This window comes from Streptomyces sp. NPDC053513 (assembly GCF_044544765.1).
GTDB classification, from domain to species: Bacteria; Actinomycetota; Actinomycetes; order Streptomycetales; family Streptomycetaceae; genus Streptomyces; species Streptomyces litmocidini.
Window position 1 is genome coordinate 20,364 of record NZ_JBITXP010000015.1, and the last position, 17,020, is coordinate 37,383.

Below are 17,020 nucleotides of genomic sequence, written 5' to 3' on the forward strand. Positions count from 1 at the left end.
GCCTAGGCGCTGCCGGCCGCGACCACGGTGCGGAACGGGAACGCGATGAGCAGGGCGACCCCGACCAGCAGGCCGCTCGCCCACAGCGGCCCCAGGTCCCCCAGCCCGGTGCCGAGGGTGGCCGCGGCGACCAGGGGGCCGACGGCGGCGCCGACGTTGAGCGCCGCCGTCGCGTACGAGCCGGCCATGGTGGGGGCTCCCGCGGCCTCGTAGAGGACCCGCGTGATCAGCGTGCCGCCCAGCGCGAACGACGCGGCGCCCTGCACGAACACGAGGACGAACAGGGCGGCCGGCTCCTCGGCCAGCACCGCCAGGGCCGGCCAGCCGAGGAGCAGCAGCGGACCCCCGACCGCGACGACCGCGCCGGGACGCCGGTCGGACAGCCGCCCGGCGACGACGACGCCGACGAAGGACCCGGCGCCGAAGAGCATCAGGACGACGGAGATCCACAACTCGTCCAGCCCGGCGGTGCCGGTCACCACGGGGGCGAGGAAGGTGAAGCTCGCGAACGTCGCCGCGTTCACCAGCGCGCCGAGCAGCATCGCCAGGACCAACCGCCGCCCCGTGAGCCGGGCGAGCTCCGCCCGCAGGGCCGGCCCGCCCGTCGCCCCTTCCTTCGCCCGTCCCGCCGGGATCCCCTTCAGGATGCCGAGGGCAGCGGGCAGACAGAGGGCGGCGACCGCCCAGAACGTGGCCCGCCAGCCGAGCAGCGTGCCGAGGACCGATCCACCGGGGACACCGGCGATCGTGGCCACCGTCGTGCCCGACAGCAGCACGGCCAGCGCGCGTCCCTTCCTGTCGGGCGGGACCAGCGTGGCGGCGGCCGTCAGGGCGACGGCGAGGAACCCGGCGTTCGCGAGCGCGGCGACGGCCCGGGTGGCGAGCATGACGGGGAAGCTCGTGGTGACGGCCCCCACGACGTGCGCCGCCGCGAAGACGAGGACGAACCCGAGGAGGCCGGCGCGCCTGGGCCAGTTGCGGGCGAGCGCGGCCACCAGAGGGGCGCCGACCGTCATGCCGACCGCGAAGGCCGAGGTGAGGACGCCTGCCGTCGCGACCGTGACGTCGAGATCCGAGGCGATGGCCGGCAAGAGGCCGGCGAGCATGAACTCCGAGGTGCCCATGGCGAAGACCGCCAGGGCGAGCAGGTACAGCGGAAGAGGCATCGAGTGGCTCCGAGGTGAGGAGAAGCGCGAGAAGGTCATCTCGTCACCGCGGCCGGCCCCCGGGACCACCGCCGTCCCACCGCGGAACGCGGCGCGACGACAGGGCTGTGAGCTCAGTGGTTCAGGGGGCTGACGGCGCGTGACCGAAAGCCCCCACCTCGTCTGACTCAGGACTCGACATGGCCCGCACGCTACCCGACCCCGTCACCCGCGTCATGCCGGTGACCCGGCAACGCCGGGACGCTCAGGCCGTGAACGCCTCGGGACCGAACCGCCCCCACACCAGGAACAGGCACAGCCCCAGGTAGATCACGTCTCCCGCGATCGTCGCCCGCTCCCCCCGCTTCAGCCGCACCGTCAGCGCCCCCACGAACAGCAGCACCAGGACCGTCGCGGTCACCGGCACCAGGACCGGTGCGACGTCGAGCACGGCGGGCAGGATCAGGCCCGCCGCCGCGAGCAGCTCCACGGCGCCGATCGCCTTCAGCGCACCCGGGCCGAACTCCGTCACCCACTGCGCCGACGCGCCCAGCGCCGCCATCCGCTCCCTCGGCAGGAACATCTTGGCGCTGCCGACGAGACAGACGAAGGACATCAGTCCGGCGACGATCCACAGGGCGAGATCCATGGTGCAGCTCCTTGGACGAGGTTCGGGTCGAGGTGTGCCCGCGTCCCCGGGACGAGACGCCGCCCCCGCCCGTGACACCCGCCGCCTGAGACCTGGATCACACGACAGGGCGTGTCACAGGACGCGGTGCCGTCTCGTCTCGGGGACGTAAGCCCACCGACTCGCACCGGACCGAGGAGACACCGCCATGGACGCGCGCATCGACTTCTTCGCCAGCCCCACCGCCGGCAAGGCCCTCAAGCACCTCATGGCCGCCGGCCGCATCCTCAAGGACTCCACCCTCCCGGCCGCCGTGCAGGAGCTCGTCTCCCTGCGCGTCAGCCAGATCAACGGCTGCGGCGTCTGCCTCGACATGCACACCAAGGAGGCCATCGCGGCGGGCGAGAGCCCCGTCCGCCTCGGTCTCGTCGCCGGCTGGCGCGAGGCCACCGTCTACACCGAGGCCGAGCGCGCCGCCCTCGCCTTCGCCGAGCAGGGCACCCGCGTCGCCGACGCCGGCGAGGGCGTCAGCGACGAGGTCTGGGACCGGGCCGCCCAGCACTTCGACGAGGAACAGCTCACCGCCCTCGTCCTTCTGGTTTCCTTCATGAACGCCGCCACCCGCATGAACATCATCAGCAGGCAGCCGGCCGGCGGCTACGAGGTCGGCGCGTTCCACTGAACGGGGAGTGACATGGGCAAGGTCGAGGAGTTCCAGGAACTGCGACCCCTGCTGTTCTCGATCGCGTACCGGATACTCGGCAGCGTCAGCGAGGCCGAGGACGCCGTGCAGGAGGCCTGGCTGCGGTACGACGCCTCCCCGACCACGCCCGCGTCCCCCAAGGCGTTCCTCTCCGCCACGGTCACCCGCATCGCCATCGACGTACTCCGCTCCGCGCGCGTCCGCCGCGAGGAGTACGTCGGACCGTGGTTCCCCGAACCGCTCCTCGACGACCCGTACGAGGACCCCGAGCGCGCCGCCGAGCTCGCCGACTCCGTCTCCATGGCCGCGCTGCTCCTCCTGGAGCGCCTCAGCCCCCTCGAACGCTCCGTCTTCGTCCTGCGCGAGGTCTTCGGCTTCGGCTTCGACGAGATCGCCTCCACCGTCGGCCGTACGGAGCAGGCCTGCCGCCAGCTCCTCGTACGCGCCCGGCGGCACATGCAGGACGGCCGGCCCCGTTTCGAGGCCGACCGCGCCGAACGGCAGGAACTCGCCGCCCGCTTCTTCGACGCGCTGAAGGGCGGCGACGTCGACGGCCTGCGGAACGTCCTCGCCGCCGACGTCCAACTGGTCGGCGACGGCGGCGGCAAGGCCCCGCAGCTCGCCCGCGCGATCGCCGGCGCGGACAAGGTGGCCAGGCTGCTCGCCGCGCTCTTCCCCGCGATGCTGCGGATCGACCTCACGCTGGAGCCGCACCAGGTCAACGGCCAGCCCGGCGCGATCGTCCGCGACCGGGACGGCAAGGTCCTCCACACGCTGGCCCTCGACATCGTCGACGGCCGCGTCCTGACCATCCGCTCGATCGTCAACCCCGACAAGCTCGCCCACCTGGGCCCGGTCGCCGACGCCTGGGCCATCAACGACCAGGTCCGCGCGGCCCTCCGGGAGCAGCCCTAGCCCGCCTTGACGGCCTCGACGAACGACGCCCAGGCGGCCCCGGGGAGAAGGAGGACGGGGCCGTTGGGGCGCTTGGAGTCACGGACGGGGACGAGGTGGGGGATGTTGTCGGCCACTTCGACGCACTCGCCGCCGTCCCCGTTGCTGTAGCTGCTCTTACGCCACACGGCGGCGGTCAGATCAAGGGCGCTGCTGGCCATGTCGGTAGTCCTCAGCCGCTTCTTCGATCAGGGCGAGGGACGCCTCCGGCGGCAAAGCGGCGGCCCTCAGCCGATCGTATGCCTTGCGGTACTGCTTCAGGAGGAACGGATCGTCGATGGTCTGACCGTGGTACGGGCCCTCCGTGTACATCAGCGGCGGTTCGTCCGCGAACTCCATGAACATCATCGACAGCTCCATGAACGGCTGCGTCGGTGCGTTCCACGGCAGGATCTGCAAAGTGGCGCAGCCTCGCCGGAGGAAGGCGGCGATGTGGTCCAACTGCTCGGCCATCTCCACTGGTGCGATCGTGAAGTTGCGCACCAGAGACTCGTGCATGATCACCCAGTAGTCCGGACTCTTCGGACCGTCGAACAGCTCCGCACGCTTCAGACGAGCGTCGATCTTGGCCTGGGCTTCCTCGGGGGTGTCCCTCGGGTGGGTGGAGCGGATCACTGCCCTCGCGTAGGTGGCGGTCTGGAGCAAGCCAGGAATGAGCGCGTTGCTCCACCGATCGATGGCCAGCGCGCGCTTCTCCGACTCCGCGATCGGTGCGAAGTACTCCGCGTGCGCGCCCTTCTTCGCCTTGCGAACGTCCTCGCAGCCGCGCTGGAAGAAACCGTCCGTCCCCAGCACCCGGTCCACGTGCTGCGCCAGATCCAGCGGCATCGTCCGCTTGCCCCGCTCGATCTCGCTCAGATACGTCACTCCGTAGAAACTGCCCTCCACCAACCCCTCCAGCGTCAGCCCCGCCTCCTCCCTCTTGAAGCGGAGCTCCTTCCCGTAGAACTGCGGGACGCTCGCCGAGCCGTCGATGTCCTTGCGCGCAGCCACCGTTGACCGCCTTTCGCACCTTGCTCCGTGGAGCGGGAAACGCTTCCCACGGTAGGGCGCGGGGCGGCAGCGTGTGAGGGGTTCGTCACGGCACGCAACGAAAGGTGGACGCCTCATGGACGACGACATCAGCCCGGACGTCGACGCCCTCCGCACCGCTCTCGCAGCTCACGGCATCACGCTGCCCTCCCTGGGGGTGGACCTGGTCACCTTCGCCGGGTCCGGCATCCGGCCCCCGCTCGTCGCGCTCGGCAACTGCAACGTGGCGACCGCACGCCAACTGGCCGATGTCCTGCGGAAGGCGGCCGGCGGCTGATGCTCCCGCTCACGGTGGAGCTGCTCGCGCTGCCGAAGGAGGTGGCCCAGGTGCGGCGGATGGTGGAGGGGGACGACGTGCGGCTCTGCGTGAGCGAGCTGCTGACGAACGTCATCCGGCACGTGGGGGAGGGGACGCCGGTGACCTTGCGGGTCGTCGCCGCGCGGGGCGGGCGGACGCGGGTGGCGGTCACCGACCCCGACCCCCGCGTCTGGCCCGTCCTGCGAGTCGCGGCGGACGACGCCGAGTCGGGGCGCGGGCTGGCGCTGCTGGAGGCGGTGGCGGCGCGGTGGGGCGTCGACCAGGGGCCGTACGGGAAGACGGTCTGGTGCGAGCTGGGCGCGGAGCGGTAGAGCCAGCCCGCTCCGTGCAACCTTCTGCCCTCGCGTGCGTCACACATCAGGTGCGGCGCTGTGGAGTCGTTTCCCGCGCGTCATGCCTGGTCGGCGTCCTCCTCCGCCTTCACCCAGTCCAGCTGCGCGTCGCTCAGCGGAGGGGCGAACCCCTCCGGGAACAGCATCATGAGCGGCTGCGGCCACATGTTCTCGGGACCGTGGTCCTCGCAGTGCAGGACCAGGAGGTGCGGCCCTTCCCCGCAGGCCTCGTGCCGGTAGACGCGGTCGTGGGACCGGCAGGAGTACCAGAACCTCGTGCAGTCGTCGTCGGCCGGCTCGTGGAAGTCCGGGTCACGGACGGTCAGCGTGACCGGTTCCTGCCGGTTGAACCGGGGGATGGGGCGAGGGTCGCACCACAGAAGCCGAGGAGGGAGCACGCGCCCATTCTGCCCCCGCCTCACGCCTCCGGCACGGGCGTGGACTGGTGGTAGTACATCCGCCACCCGGACTCCTCGTCCCGCTTCCGCCAGATCGAGCTCCTCCGGGCGCGCGTGCCGTCGAGCACGGTCTCGAACGTCAGGTGCACGACCCCCGGCGCCAGGACGGTGCCGGTCATCCCGGAGTGCGTGAACCGGGGGCCGTCCTCGGACGCGCCCTGCATGGCCGGCAGGGCGGAGAGCATCGACTCGCGGTCCCACCTGCGCCCCGACGTGCCCACTTCGGTGAACTCCGGGTCGAGGAGCCGTTCCGCCAGCTCCCGGGACGACCGTCCGGCCGGGCTCAGCAACTCCAACTCCCGCTCGATGGCCTGGGCCACGCCGTCTTCGTCGTTCACGTTCATCGGAGCATTGTGCCCCGGCCGGAAACTCGGCGGTCGACGGGACGGGGGTCTCGCGGCACTGCCAGGATGCGGGCATGACACAGATCATCAAGGGGGGAAACCTTCCGCTCAGCGGCGAGCCGATGCGGGTCGCCGTCGTCCGCCGGTCCGGTGGGCCGGAGGCGCCGAAGGTCGACGCGGCCGCGCTGCTCGTCGATGCGGACGGCAAGGTCAGGGACCGGGGCGACCTGGTCTTCTACAACCAGCCCGAGCACGCCGGGAGCGGCATACGGCTCCTGGGGGAGGCCCAGGGCGAGGGCGGGGTCGTCGCGGACTGGCTGGAGATCGACCCCGGCCGGATCGAGGCCTCCGTGGAGCGGGTCGTGGTGGCGGCGTCCTGCGACGGAGGGGCGTTCGGCGAGGTCGAGGACCTGTACGTACGGGCGGTGAGCGCCACCACCGGGGCGCAGTTGGCGCTGTACGCGGTCGAGGACGCGACGACGGAGACCGCGATCCTGCTGGGCGAGTTCTACCGCAGGAACGGGGGGTGGAAGTTCCGGGCGGTGGGGCAGGGGTACGACTCGGGGCTGCCGGCCCTGGCGACGGACTTCGGCTTCTCGGCGTCGGACGAGGAGGCGGACGACGAGGCGGGGGACGAGGGCGTGGTGGTGGCGGAGGCCCCCGCACCCGCGCCCGTCACCGCGCCTCCCCCCGTCACCGAGCCCGTGCCCCCGCAGGCCGCCCCCGTCCCCCTCGCCGTCGAGAAGGCCGGTGCCCCCGTCCCGTACTCCGGTGCCCCCGTCCCGTACTCCGGTGCCCCGGTCGCCGCGCCCCTCGGGCGCCTCAACGCCCTCCCCGCCGAATTCGGGCCGGAGTTCCCGTACTTCGAGTACCAGGGCGACGGCAAGGAGGATGTCGAGACCGGCCTCACCCTTCCCCGGGGCTTCATCGCCGTCGACGTGGTGAAGAAGGGCGCCGGGTTCTTGGACATCGTCACGCTGACGGTCCGCAAGCGCCGGTGGCGGCAGGTCGTGCGGAGCCGCATGGTCGATCTGCGCGGGGTCGGCGTCCTGCACCACGACGGGCAGTCGCCGTTGCGGCTGAGGGTCGACACGCGCGGCCGGTGGATGATCCGGCTCCGGCCGGTGTCGACGCTGCGGGCGTTCGACGGGCCGGTGGAGGGGTACGGGCCGGACGTCCTGGCGTACACCGGCGACGAGACCGGCGTCAGGTTCCGGTACGAGGGCGACGAGGACAAGAAGGGGTACTTCGGGGTCGCGGCCCACCGGAAGGGCGGGCACTGGGAGTACCGGTTCAGCCGGCGCGACCGGGGGCGCGGGAAGGGCGACCTCCCGCGCGGGCCGCGCCTCCTCGTCGTCGAGGCGGACGGGGCCTGGTCCATGGAGCCCCGGCCGGGCGGCGGCGGGGGGTTCTGGAGCCGGTCCGGGCGCTAGGCGGGGCGGACGGGGGCTGTGCGTGGCTCATCGGGCCGATCGGGCCGGTCGCGCGCATCGCCCCAGTACGCGCGCGGGGTCTTCGGGGGCGGCACGCGACCGATCGGAAAATTGGTCTAGTCCAAGTTTGGTCCAGGCCATTGACGCGGCCATGGCGACGGGGGTTACGTCGTACCCCGACAACCGTGCCCGACAACGGCGTTGGCGCACCCGTAGCCCGTACCCCCCACCGTCATTGGGATTGTCATGAGACGACGCGTACGTTCGCTCCGCTCGGCCCTCACCGCCGCCGTGACCGCCGTGGCCGCCCTCGGCCTCGGGGCCGTCGCCACCGCCCCCGCCCAGGCCGCGACCCCGCTCCCCGCCCGGGTCTTCGCCCCGTACTTCGAGTCCTGGACCGGGGAGAGCCCGGCCGCCCTCAGCGCGCAGTCGGGCGCCAAGCACCTGACGATGGCGTTCCTGCAGACCGCCACGAAGGGCTCCTGCACCGCGTACTGGAACGGCGACACCGGCCTGCCGGTCGCCCCGTCCTCCTTCGGCGCCGACATCGCGACCATGCGGTCCCGCGGCGGCGACGTCATCCCCTCCTTCGGCGGCTACACGGCCGACACCACCGGCACCGAGATCGCCGACAGCTGCGCCGACGTCAACCAGATCGCCGCCGTGTACGAGAAGGTCATCACGACCTACGACGTCACCCGGCTCGACATGGACATCGAGGTCGACTCCCTCGACAACGCCGCCGGCATCGACCGCCGCAACAAGGCCATCAAGCTCGTCCAGGACTGGGCCGCCGCCAACGGCCGCCAGATCCAGATCTCGTACACCCTGCCGACGACCACCCACGGCCTCGCCGACAGCGGGCTCGCGGTGCTCAGGAACGCCGTCGCCAACGGCGCGAAGGTCGACGTCGTCAACCTGATGACCTTCGACTACTACGACAACGCCGCCCACGACATGGCCGCCGACACCAAGACCGCCGCCCAGGGCCTGTACGACCAGCTCGCCAGGCTCTACCCGACGAAGACGGCCGCCCAGCTCTGGGGCATGGTCGGCATCACCGAGATGATCGGCGTCGACGACTTCGGCCCCGCCGAGACCTTCACCCTCGCCAACGCCCGCACGGTCTACGACTGGGCGGTCTCCAAGGGCGTCAACACCCTCTCGTTCTGGGCGCTCCAGCGCGACAACGGCAGCTGTGCCGGCGGCGCCGCCGCCGACAACTGCTCCGGCATCCAGCAGAACACCTGGGACTTCTCCCACATCTTCGCCCCCTTCACCAGCGGGACGACCGCCCCGGCCGACGACTTCTCGGTGACGACGACCCCGGCCGCCGCCACCGTCACCGCGGGCGCGTCCACCTCCGCCACGGTGAGGACCGCCGTCACCTCCGGGACGGCGCAGACGGTGAACCTCACGGTCAGCGGCCTGCCCGCCGGCGTCACCGCCACGCTCAGCCCCTCCTCGGTGACGGCCGGGGGCTCCTCGACCCTCACCGTGAAGACCACGGCGGCCACGGTCTCCGGCACGTACCAGATCGTCGTCAACGGGGCGAGCCCCTCGGCCGGGCACGCGGCGGTCCTCTCCCTGACCGTCACCGGCGGCGCCACCCAGTGCACGGCGGCCCCGTGGGTCTCCTCCTCCGTCTACACCGGCGGCCAGCAGGTCTCGCACAAGGGCCACACCTGGAAGGCCAAGTGGTGGACGACCGGCGAGGAGCCCGGCACCACCGGCGAGTGGGGCGTCTGGCAGGACCTCGGCGCCTGCTGATCCCTCCGTGAGGAGGCCGGTCCCTTCGTAAGGAGGCCGGTCCCTTCGTACGGAAAGGGGCCCGGAGTCGTCGACTCCGGGCCCCTGCCCGCTCCTGGGGCCTCACAGGGTCCCGAACCTCTTCCGGTTGCCGTTGTCGGTGGCCTGCTGGTCGCCGGAGATCAGGAGGACCGCGTCGGGGAGCGTGCCGTTCAGGTAGTCGCCGAAGGCGCTCGTGGCCTTGGCGAGGTTGTCCAGGACGGTGCCGAGCGTGGCGGAGACCGCCGCCCCGAGGTCGCCCGAGGCGGCGCCCGCGCCGTTCTGGGAGGCGGCCGGCGTCAGGGTGCCGGCGGGGGTCCCGTAGACCTCGGTGGCGACCTCCCGGAGGGCGCCGGCGGCCCGTACGTGCTCGGCGTGGTCGACCTCGATGCCCTTGCCCGCGCCCGATCCGGTGCCGGAGGGAAGGGGCCCGCCCCGGGCGTCGCCGCCTCCGGCCCCCGCCACGGCGGCTCCCGCGGCCACGGCCGGGGCCATCCCGCCGGAGGCGGTTCCGGCGAGGGCGGCGGCGACGTCCGGGAGGCCGGCGACGGCCGGGTCCTCGAGCAGCAGGGCCAGTCGGCTCGCGATGCGCTGCCCGCACTCCTCGACGACCCGGGCCGACGAGACCTTGGCGGCCTGGACGGCCGGCGGAAGGGCGGCCTCGGATCCCCCGAGGGTCAGGGGCGCGGTCAGCTGTGCGACGAGGAGGGTTTCGGTGCACTGGGTCGCGATCCCGATGATCCTGTCCTTGGCGAAGGTGAGGATGTCGGCGACGTCCCTTGCCGCGACGGTCGTGTTCGTCCCCGCGTCGGCGAGGGACTGGACCTTCTGGGTCCGGACCGTGTTCCAGTGCTCTCCGAGCGCGTCCATCGCCTCGCCGCGGCCCGACGACAGAAGTCGGGTCATGTGCTGGTTCGCGTCCGCCGAGGCGTTCGAGACCGCTCCCGCGTAACCGTCGAGGCTGTCCGCCAGCGAGTAGTACGGCCCCTGGTCGGCCTTCGGCTGTTCGAGCACGCTCGTCATCAGGTACTGGTACAGCTCCGCTGCGTCCATGGTGTGAACTCCCCCTCGTCACGCGCGTGTTGGTGACCCGCGCCCCCCTGCGTGCCGCCCACGGTCCCACTCGCCCCGTGCGGCCACAAGGGCGACGCCCGGCGCGCCCCGGCCCCGGCGGTCAGTCGATGCGGACGATCTGGAAGGCCTCGGCCAGTCGGCCCGGGGGCAGGCCGCCGGCCGTCGCGTGCTCGCCGAGCCAGTCGCGCAGGAGGCCCGCCAGGTCGTCGAAGTGGGCCGTCTGCGAGGTGTGGATGCGCAGGGCCTCGACCTTGCGGTCGAAGACGGAGGTGACGTCGACGTACTGGTTCGGGGTGGGGCCCGTCATCAGCCACAGCTCGTGGACGGTCCACGGCTCCAGGCCCTCCTCCTTGAGGAGCTCCGGGTGGGCGAAGGGGTTGCGGGCCTCGGGGTAGACGGCGCGCAGGCAGGCGTCCCCGACCGCCCGGTGGTCGGGGTGGAGGTCGGCGGCGCGGGCCCAGTTGATCTCGGGGGACGGGACGACGGCGCGCTGCGGCCGTACTTCGCGGATGACCCGGCACAGGTCGCGGCGGAGCTCCACGGTGGGCTCCACGAAGCTGTCGGGGTAGCCGAGGAAGCGGACGTCGGCGACGCCGCTGAGCTTGGCCGAGTGGACCTGTTCGGCGCGGCGCAGGTCCGCCATGGCCTGGCGGGGGAGCGCTTCGTCGTAACCGCCCGCACCGCCGTCGGTGACGATGCAGTACGTGACGCGGGTGCCGCGCTCGACCCACTGCATGACGGTGCCGCTGACGCAGAACTCGATGTCGTCCGGGTGCGCGGCGACGACGAGCAGGGACTCGGGGGCGGTTCGGTTGAAGTCCTCCATGGGGCCAGCCTGTTGGGGCGGGAGGGGCGTCGCAAGGCCATGTCGTGGCGTGAACAGGACATGGCACTTACGCGCCATTCAAAAATTTGGTAGATTCAAATCATTGGGTGCGAACAGTAAGTCGACGGAATGCGTCGATCGGGTACGTCGATTCGGAGGCGACCGGCATGTGCAGGATTCTCGGCTCCTTCGCCGCCGGGGCGGACCGCCCCGAGCCGGCCCAGCTCGCGGCGGTCTCCGCCCGCCAGCGCCACGGCGGCCCCGACGAGCACCAGGTGCTCAGCGGGCCCGGCTGGTCGCTCGGCTGCGACCGGCTCGCCGTGACCGACCCCCGCGGCGGACGGCAGCCCTACCGGCTGCCCCACCTGCCCGGCGTCCTCGCCGTGCTCAACGGCGAGATCTACAACCACGCCGAACTCCGCCGCACCCTCGCCGCCCGCGGCCACCGCTTCCCCGACCGCTGCGACGGCAGCGTCCTCCCCGCGCTCTACGCCGAGTACGGGCCCGCCTTCGCCGAACACCTCGACGGCATGTTCGCCGTCGCCCTCCTCGACCTGCGGCCCGGCACCACCCGACTCGTCCTCGCCGTCGACGACATGGGCATGAAACCGCTCCACCTGCACCACGACCCCCACGACGGCTCCACCCGCTTCGCCTCCGAGATCCCCGCCCTCCTCGCCTTCGAAGGCGTACGGATCTCCCCGCGCGACGACGCCCTCGACACCGTCCTCGCCACCCGCACCTCCTTCTCCGCCCACACCGCGCTCGACGGCATCGACGTCCTCCCGCCCGGCGCCACCGCCCTCGTGCGACCCGGCGCCGCCCCCGTCGTCCGCCGCCGGGGGCCCCACCGCGCCCGGCCCGTCGGCGACACCCAGGACGTCCTGCGCCACGAGGTCCGCCGGCTCGCCCGGGCCGACGTACCCGTCTGCGCCGTCACCAGCGGCGGCCTCGACTCCGGACTCGTCACCGCCCTCGCCGCCGAACACGCCCGCGAGGCCGACGCGCCCCCGCTGCACACCTTCCACCTCACCTACCGGGGCCGGTGGCCCGACTCCGAAGCCGCCCACGCCCGCGCCGTCGCCCGCCGCGCCCGGACCGTCCACCACGAGGTCGCCGTCGACCCCGACGAACTCGGCTCCCTCCTCACCCGGACCGTCCGCCACCTCGGCCAGCCCAACGCCGACCCCATCACCCTCTCCACCTACGCCCTCTTCCGCGCCGTCCGCGAGAACGGCTTCACCGTCGCCCTCACCGGCGACGGCGCCGACGAACTCTTCGGCGGATACGACCGGATGCGCGCCGCGCTGACCGCCGGCCCCGAATGGGCCGACACCTACACGGACGCGCTCTCGGCCGCGCCGAGGCTCGTCCGCGAACACCTCTACACCTCCCACTACCGCGCGTTCATCGCCGACCAGGGCTCCGCCGCCGACCGCATCACCCAGGAACTCCGCTCGGCCGAGGCCGTCGGCGCGGACCGGCTCACCGCGATGACCGCCTTCGAGACGCGGTGGCGGCTCCCCGCGTACCACCTGCGGCGCCTGGACCACCTCTCCATGGCGTGGGCGGTGGAGGCGCGCCTGCCGTTCTGCCAGCCGTCGGTCGTCACCCACGCGCGGGCCCTGCCGGTGGCCGCGCGAACGGGCAAGCGCGCACTGTACGAGGCGGGCGCGGAGCTGCTGCCGCCGTCGGTGCTCCGCCGCCCGAAGCAGCCCTTCACCCTGCCGGTGGCGGCGATGCTGGCCCCCGGAGGCCCCTTGCTCGACCTGGTCCGAGAGATGCTCTCCCCGGCACGGCTGGTCCTCGGCGGGAAGATCCGCGCGGACCGGGCGGCGAAGCTCCTGGCGCGGCACCTGGCCGACCCCACCCCGCAGAGGGCCCTGACGCTCTGGTCCCTCGCGGTCCACGAACTCTGGACGGAGGTCGTCCAAGGCATGCGGATCCCGGTGGGCTGTGCGGCCTGACCCCCCGGGACCTCCACGTCCCGAACCCGCCATGCCCGACACCGCCGAGGCCTCCGCGCCCGCGGCCGCCGTGGCTTCCGCCCGCGGTGCGGCCCCGGCTTCCGCGCGCGGTGCGGCCCCGGCTTCCGCGCCCGCGGCCCCCGGCCCCTGCCCGTGCGAGCCCGCGTCCTGCGGGGCGGTTCCCACCCGCCGTGTGGGCAATCGTCCCGCTGGGCGGGACGGGTGGGCACACGGGACGGCGCCCTCCAGCGGCGCCTCCGCGTTCCGCGCCTTGACCCGCACCACGAGCGGCGGTGCACACGGGGTGCGGGTTCAGGCCCAACAGCCTCTGGCGCCGGCAGGGCGCAGGCCCGTTGTGCCCACCCGTTCCGCCCCAGCGGAACGACTGCCCACAACGGGGGCGGCGGGGGTGGGCACCGCCCAGCGGGTGCAGCCCACAACGGGGGGCGCGGGGGCACCGCACCGGCGGGCGCAGCCCGCAACGGAGGGCGCGGGGGCGTCGGCCCGGTGGGCGCAGGTCGCCACAGGGGGCGTGGGGGCACCGCCCCGGCGGGCGCGGTCCGCGACGGCCGCCGCCGTCGTCGTCCGTGCCCACGACGCCCCCGGCCCCACCCTCGTCCTGCGGGGCGACCGGCTGCCCTCCGGGGTCCTCGCCCTGGGCAGGGAGCTCGGGCAGCTGCTGCGGGCCCTCGCCGGGACCCCCCATGCCGGCATCGGCAAGATCGCCCTCTACGACCCCACCGGCCCCACCCCCCGCTACCGCTTCGTCCAGGCCCTCCCCGGCGGCTCCTTCGACTTCCGGGCCGGGTGCGGGCACTCGCTGCTCGCCTGTGTCGTCGCCGACGGGCGGCGCGAGCCCGTCACCGTCCGGTCGGTGACCACGGGGGACAGGGTGTTCTGCGATCCCGAGGATCCCGAGGGTCCTGAGGATTCCGAAGACAGGGCGTACACCCTGCACTTCCTCCGGCCCCCCACCGCCCCCGGCACCCTCCCCACCGCCCGCCCCGTCGACGTCCTCGACGGCGTGCCCGTCTCGCTCGTGCGGTACGGCAATCCGTACGTGTTCGTCGACGAGCGGCACCTCCCGGAGAACGCGGCGTACGAGCGGCTCCAGGCGCTCCGCGCCACGGCCGCCCGGCTCCTCGGGCACCACCCGGACTCCGCGCTCCCCAAGATCGCCGCCTTCGCCGACGGGCCCGAAGGCCTGGCCGTCCGCGCGCTCACCGTCGGCGGCTGGCACCCCCGGCTCGCCCTGACCGGTGCCGCCGCCCTCGCCGCCGCCGGGGCGATCGACGGCACCGTCGTGCCGCCGGTCCGCGGGACCGTCCGCACGCCCACCGGCACCGTCACCGTCTCCACGGCGCCGGACCGCGTCCGCGTCCACCACAAGCGCGCCGAGGTCCTCGAAAGCCTCGAACTGCCCTGGCGTATCCACGCAACGGCGTGAACGCGCACCCTTCTCACCAGGCTCGCGCCCCTTCTGCTCTGCCACGCTGAACGCACGCTGAAAAAGGACCGGCACCGGTATCCGTGGGGAGAGCAGACACACATGAAATTCGAGAATCTGCGTGTCGTCGTGACCGGCGCGTCCCGCTATTTCGGTCGCGCGCTCGCCGTCGGATTCGCGCATCTCGGCGCCGAGGTCTACGTGTCGGCGCGGACCGTGGAGGCCGCCGAGCGGACCCGTACCGAGGTCGTGGGCTCGGCCCGTGACCGCATCCACGCCTTCGGCTGCGACCTGAGCAGGCCGGCGGAGATACGGGAGTTCGCGGCCCGGGTCGGCGAACGGACCGACCGGGTCGACCTGTTGGTCAACAACGGCGCCCGCTGGCTCGACGGCATGGACCTGGAGTCGGCGAGCGACGACGAGATCGTGGAGACGATCGAGTCGACGGCCGGCGGCACGGTCCTCATGGTGAAGCACTTCCTGCCGCTGCTCCGCGGCTCGCTGCGGCCCGACATCGTGAACATGGTCGCCGTCCGCGACGCCGAGGGCGCCTCCGCCGCGACCGCCTCCGCCGCCCACGAGGCCTTCTGGGCGGCGAAGAGCGCCCAGGCGGGCTTCGCGGACATCCTGTCGCGCCGGCTGAGGCCCTCGGGGGTCCGCGTCTTCTCCCTCTTCCCGCCCGACTTCTCGACCTCGGACCCGCGCTTCGCGGAATGGGACGGAGCGAATCCGGACGGAATGGCGCCCGACGAGAAACTCACCACGCAGGCCCTCTTCGAGTGCATCGTCTACGCCGTCGAGCAGCCCCGCGACTGCTTCATCCGCTCCTTCCACTTCGAGCCCCGCTGACCGTCGCACCACCGCGTCAAGGAGGTCCCATGAGCACCCCCGTCTGGATCACCGCGACCCCTCCCGCCACCCACGGCGAACTCCACATCGGCCACCTCGCCGGCCCGTACGTCGCCGCCGACGTCCTCACCCGCTTCCTGCGCGCGGAGGGCGAGGCGGTCCGGTTCACCACCGGCACCGCCGATCACGCCAGCTCCGTCGAGGTCCGGGCGCTGCGCCACCACCGCAAGCCGGAGGAGGTCGCGGAGGGCTACCGGGCCGCGATCACCGCCGACTGGCTGCGGTCGGGCGTGGAGTTCGACCACATCGTGCGCCCGCGCCGTGACAAGGGGTACGGACGCTGGGTGCAGGACCTCTTCGCGAAGCTGTACGCGCAGGGCGTCATCGCTCCCCGGACCCGGCTGCTCCCGTACTGCGAGCCGTGCGGCCGCTGGCTGCACGGGGCGCACGCGACGGGCACCTGCCCGCACTGCGGCGCGGCCAGCGACGGCGGGATGTGCCACGAGTGCGCCCGGCCGAACGACGGCGGCGATCTGATCGGGGCGCGCTGCGCGCTCTGCGACACCCCGGCGGTCGCCCGCCGCTGCCGCCGGCTCTACGTGCCCCTGGAGCCGTTCCGGGACACGCTCGCCGACTACTGGGCGACGGCGGGCCTGCCGCCGCGGCTCGCGGCGCTGTGCGAGTCGCTCGTCGAGGACGGGCTGCCGGACATCGCGGTCGGCCACCCCGGCGAGTGGGGCCTGCCGGTGCCGGTGGAGGGCTTCCCCGAGCACCGCGTCGACGGCTGCTTCGAGGCGGCCGCGATGCACCTCTTCGGCTACGACGTGACGGGTCCGCTGCCGCGCCGCGCGATCCACTTCTGCGGCTTCGGGCACGCCTTCTGCCACGCGGTGCTGCTGCCGGTGCTGCTCCTCGCGCAGGACGTGAAGCTGCCGCAGGACTTCAACGTCAACGAGTCGTACGTCGTCGAGGAGGGCGTCCGGGAGGGCAACGTCTGGGCGCTCGACCTGCTCACCGAGTACGGCTCCGACACCCTGCGCCGGCACGTCCTGCAGGCCCGTCCGCTGGGCCGTCGCACGGTCTTCCGGCGGGAGCGGCTCGCCGCCGCCCGGCGCGAGCTGGACGAGAACTGGAACAGCTGGCTGTCCCGGCTCTTCTCGGCCGTACGGGAGGAGTGCGGCGGCCTCGCCCCGCAGGCGCTGCCCGGCGGCACCGGCTGGGAGATCCTGGAGCGGCGGCTGCACCGGGGCGTGGACGACCTGCGCGAGGCGTACGGGCCCGACGCGTTCGATCCGCGCCGGGCGGTCGCCGTCCTGGACGAGATGGTCCGCTCGGTGGCCGACTTCGGTCACGTCAACGCCCACGAGCGGTGCCGGCCCAGCACCTCCTGCCGTCACCTTCCGGCGCTGGCCGGCCAGTTGGCGGTGGCGTCGGCGCTGGCGGCCTGGTCGCGGCCGGTGATGCCGGAGGGCGCCGACCGGCTCGCGGCGGCGCTGCGGGTGGAGCCGGGGCGGCCGGTGGACTGGCACGCGCTGGTGCCGCCGCTGCCGGGGACCCGGCTCGCACCGCCGTCGGGCCCGGTCTTCGGTTTCTGACGGCCCTTCCCCGCTCCGTACTACTAAGCAACTAAGTACTTCCGTAGGAATCCCCTGCCGCGTGACCGTGCGCGCGACGCGCAGGGGCACGTGGCCCCCCACCTCCCTCTCACAGGAGTCCCACGT

18 protein-coding genes are annotated in these 17,020 nt (G+C 73.1%); 10 read left to right on the plus strand and 8 right to left on the minus strand.

The window, feature by feature from the left end; all coding sequences use genetic code 11:
• Positions 1 to 2: 2 nt before the first annotated feature.
• Both ACIGW4_RS24440 and ACIGW4_RS24445 read right to left on the minus strand, forming a co-directional pair.
• Positions 3 to 1,166: a Cmx/CmrA family chloramphenicol efflux MFS transporter gene (locus ACIGW4_RS24440; protein WP_399582839.1), complete on the minus strand. Its 1,164-nt coding sequence runs from the start codon at positions 1,164 to 1,166 to the stop codon at positions 3 to 5.
• Positions 1,167 to 1,410: 244 nt separating this feature from the next.
• Entirely contained in the window at positions 1,411 to 1,794 is a 384-nt protein-coding gene (locus ACIGW4_RS24445) for a DoxX family protein (RefSeq protein WP_399582841.1), read from the minus strand.
• A 187-nt stretch (positions 1,795 to 1,981) separates the two neighbouring features.
• On the opposite strand from ACIGW4_RS24445, the gene ACIGW4_RS24450 reads away from it, so the two are divergent.
• Complete coding sequence (locus ACIGW4_RS24450; protein WP_123454228.1) at positions 1,982 to 2,455, plus strand: carboxymuconolactone decarboxylase family protein; 474 nt, start codon at positions 1,982 to 1,984, stop codon at positions 2,453 to 2,455.
• A gap of 12 nt (positions 2,456 to 2,467) precedes the next feature.
• Positions 2,468 to 3,391 (plus strand): RNA polymerase sigma-70 factor, encoded by a 924-nt coding sequence (locus tag ACIGW4_RS24455; protein WP_123454229.1) that lies wholly within the window; start codon positions 2,468 to 2,470, stop codon positions 3,389 to 3,391.
• Here ACIGW4_RS24455 and ACIGW4_RS24460 read toward each other — a convergent pair.
• Together ACIGW4_RS24460 and ACIGW4_RS24465 are read right to left on the minus strand one after the other, a co-directional pair.
• Positions 3,388 to 3,591, minus strand: coding sequence for a DUF397 domain-containing protein (locus ACIGW4_RS24460; protein ID WP_399582844.1), 204 nt, complete (start codon positions 3,589 to 3,591; stop codon positions 3,388 to 3,390). The two genes, ACIGW4_RS24455 and ACIGW4_RS24460, sit on opposite strands and share 4 nt — an antisense overlap.
• Positions 3,572 to 4,423: a helix-turn-helix domain-containing protein gene (locus ACIGW4_RS24465; protein WP_399582845.1), complete on the minus strand. Its 852-nt coding sequence runs from the start codon at positions 4,421 to 4,423 to the stop codon at positions 3,572 to 3,574. Before ACIGW4_RS24465 ends, ACIGW4_RS24460 begins: the two co-directional genes overlap by 20 nt.
• A 115-nt stretch (positions 4,424 to 4,538) precedes the next feature.
• Between ACIGW4_RS24465 and ACIGW4_RS24470 the strand changes: the two genes are divergently transcribed.
• Entirely contained in the window at positions 4,539 to 4,739 is a 201-nt protein-coding gene (locus tag ACIGW4_RS24470; RefSeq protein WP_123454235.1) for a hypothetical protein, read from the plus strand.
• Positions 4,739 to 5,092 carry an ATP-binding protein gene (locus tag ACIGW4_RS24475; RefSeq protein ID WP_399582847.1) on the plus strand — a complete coding sequence of 118 codons (354 nt, stop codon included), beginning with the start codon at positions 4,739 to 4,741 and terminating at the stop codon, positions 5,090 to 5,092. Before ACIGW4_RS24470 ends, ACIGW4_RS24475 begins: the two co-directional genes overlap by 1 nt.
• 80 nt (positions 5,093 to 5,172) lie before the next feature.
• Here ACIGW4_RS24475 and ACIGW4_RS24480 read toward each other — a convergent pair whose 3' ends face one another.
• Together ACIGW4_RS24480 and ACIGW4_RS24485 are read right to left on the minus strand one after the other, a co-directional pair.
• Positions 5,173 to 5,511, minus strand: coding sequence for a hypothetical protein (locus ACIGW4_RS24480; protein WP_399582849.1), 339 nt, complete (start codon positions 5,509 to 5,511; stop codon positions 5,173 to 5,175).
• Between the two features lie 20 nt (positions 5,512 to 5,531).
• Positions 5,532 to 5,915, minus strand: a complete 384-nt coding sequence (locus ACIGW4_RS24485; protein WP_399582850.1) for a DUF4440 domain-containing protein — start codon at positions 5,913 to 5,915, stop codon at positions 5,532 to 5,534.
• A gap of 74 nt (positions 5,916 to 5,989) precedes the next feature.
• Here ACIGW4_RS24485 and ACIGW4_RS24490 point away from each other — a divergent pair, with 74 nt between their 5' ends.
• Positions 5,990 to 7,348: a TerD family protein gene (locus tag ACIGW4_RS24490; RefSeq protein WP_399582851.1), complete on the plus strand. Its 1,359-nt coding sequence runs from the start codon at positions 5,990 to 5,992 to the stop codon at positions 7,346 to 7,348.
• A gap of 246 nt (positions 7,349 to 7,594) precedes the next feature.
• Positions 7,595 to 9,118: a glycosyl hydrolase family 18 protein gene (locus ACIGW4_RS24495; protein ID WP_399582853.1), complete on the plus strand. Its 1,524-nt coding sequence runs from the start codon at positions 7,595 to 7,597 to the stop codon at positions 9,116 to 9,118.
• Between the two features lie 102 nt (positions 9,119 to 9,220).
• Here the strand turns inward: ACIGW4_RS24495 and ACIGW4_RS24500 are convergent, their stop codons facing one another.
• Together ACIGW4_RS24500 and ACIGW4_RS24505 are read right to left on the minus strand one after the other, a co-directional pair.
• Positions 9,221 to 10,189 (minus strand): hypothetical protein, encoded by a 969-nt coding sequence (locus ACIGW4_RS24500; RefSeq protein WP_399582855.1) that lies wholly within the window; start codon positions 10,187 to 10,189, stop codon positions 9,221 to 9,223.
• A gap of 121 nt (positions 10,190 to 10,310) precedes the next feature.
• Positions 10,311 to 11,036 carry a PIG-L deacetylase family protein gene (locus ACIGW4_RS24505; RefSeq protein WP_123454247.1) on the minus strand — a complete coding sequence of 242 codons (726 nt, stop codon included), beginning with the start codon at positions 11,034 to 11,036 and terminating at the stop codon, positions 10,311 to 10,313.
• A gap of 167 nt (positions 11,037 to 11,203) precedes the next feature.
• Between ACIGW4_RS24505 and asnB the strand changes: the two genes are divergently transcribed.
• The 4 genes from asnB to ACIGW4_RS24525 all read left to right on the plus strand — a co-directional run bounded on the left by asnB (position 11,204) and on the right by ACIGW4_RS24525 (position 16,894).
• Positions 11,204 to 13,003, plus strand: coding sequence for an asparagine synthase (glutamine-hydrolyzing) (gene asnB, locus ACIGW4_RS24510; RefSeq protein WP_123454249.1), 1,800 nt, complete (start codon positions 11,204 to 11,206; stop codon positions 13,001 to 13,003).
• Positions 13,004 to 13,535: 532 nt separating this feature from the next.
• A complete protein-coding gene (locus ACIGW4_RS24515) occupies positions 13,536 to 14,450 on the plus strand; it encodes a hypothetical protein (RefSeq protein ID WP_399582857.1) in 915 nt (304 codons plus the stop codon).
• 102 nt (positions 14,451 to 14,552) lie between these two features.
• Positions 14,553 to 15,299 carry an SDR family oxidoreductase gene (locus ACIGW4_RS24520; protein ID WP_123454253.1) on the plus strand — a complete coding sequence of 249 codons (747 nt, stop codon included), beginning with the start codon at positions 14,553 to 14,555 and terminating at the stop codon, positions 15,297 to 15,299.
• 29 nt (positions 15,300 to 15,328) lie between these two features.
• Positions 15,329 to 16,894, plus strand: a complete 1,566-nt coding sequence (locus ACIGW4_RS24525; RefSeq protein WP_359591558.1) for a class I tRNA ligase family protein — start codon at positions 15,329 to 15,331, stop codon at positions 16,892 to 16,894.
• The last annotated feature ends 126 nt before the right edge of the window (positions 16,895 to 17,020 follow it).

What these genes read in the sequence shown, in the direction of transcription:
- ACIGW4_RS24495 (WP_399582853.1), top strand. Translation starts at nt 7,595, where the DNA reads ATGAGACGACGCGTACGTTCGCTCCGCTCGGCCCTCACCGCCGCCGTG.
- ACIGW4_RS24505 (WP_123454247.1), bottom strand. Translation starts at nt 11,036, where the DNA reads ATGGAGGACTTCAACCGAACCGCCCCCGAGTCCCTGCTCGTCGTCGCC.
- ACIGW4_RS24440 (WP_399582839.1), bottom strand. Translation starts at nt 1,166, where the DNA reads ATGCCTCTTCCGCTGTACCTGCTCGCCCTGGCGGTCTTCGCCATGGGC.
- ACIGW4_RS24485 (WP_399582850.1), bottom strand. Translation starts at nt 5,915, where the DNA reads ATGAACGTGAACGACGAAGACGGCGTGGCCCAGGCCATCGAGCGGGAG.
- ACIGW4_RS24460 (WP_399582844.1), bottom strand. Translation starts at nt 3,591, where the DNA reads ATGGCCAGCAGCGCCCTTGATCTGACCGCCGCCGTGTGGCGTAAGAGC.
- ACIGW4_RS24445 (WP_399582841.1), bottom strand. Translation starts at nt 1,794, where the DNA reads ATGGATCTCGCCCTGTGGATCGTCGCCGGACTGATGTCCTTCGTCTGT.
- ACIGW4_RS24490 (WP_399582851.1), top strand. Translation starts at nt 5,990, where the DNA reads ATGACACAGATCATCAAGGGGGGAAACCTTCCGCTCAGCGGCGAGCCG.
- ACIGW4_RS24520 (WP_123454253.1), top strand. Translation starts at nt 14,553, where the DNA reads ATGAAATTCGAGAATCTGCGTGTCGTCGTGACCGGCGCGTCCCGCTAT.
- ACIGW4_RS24525 (WP_359591558.1), top strand. Translation starts at nt 15,329, where the DNA reads ATGAGCACCCCCGTCTGGATCACCGCGACCCCTCCCGCCACCCACGGC.
- ACIGW4_RS24470 (WP_123454235.1), top strand. Translation starts at nt 4,539, where the DNA reads ATGGACGACGACATCAGCCCGGACGTCGACGCCCTCCGCACCGCTCTC.
- ACIGW4_RS24500 (WP_399582855.1), bottom strand. Translation starts at nt 10,189, where the DNA reads ATGGACGCAGCGGAGCTGTACCAGTACCTGATGACGAGCGTGCTCGAA.
- ACIGW4_RS24475 (WP_399582847.1), top strand. Translation starts at nt 4,739, where the DNA reads ATGCTCCCGCTCACGGTGGAGCTGCTCGCGCTGCCGAAGGAGGTGGCC.
- asnB (WP_123454249.1), top strand. Translation starts at nt 11,204, where the DNA reads ATGTGCAGGATTCTCGGCTCCTTCGCCGCCGGGGCGGACCGCCCCGAG.
- ACIGW4_RS24450 (WP_123454228.1), top strand. Translation starts at nt 1,982, where the DNA reads ATGGACGCGCGCATCGACTTCTTCGCCAGCCCCACCGCCGGCAAGGCC.
- ACIGW4_RS24455 (WP_123454229.1), top strand. Translation starts at nt 2,468, where the DNA reads ATGGGCAAGGTCGAGGAGTTCCAGGAACTGCGACCCCTGCTGTTCTCG.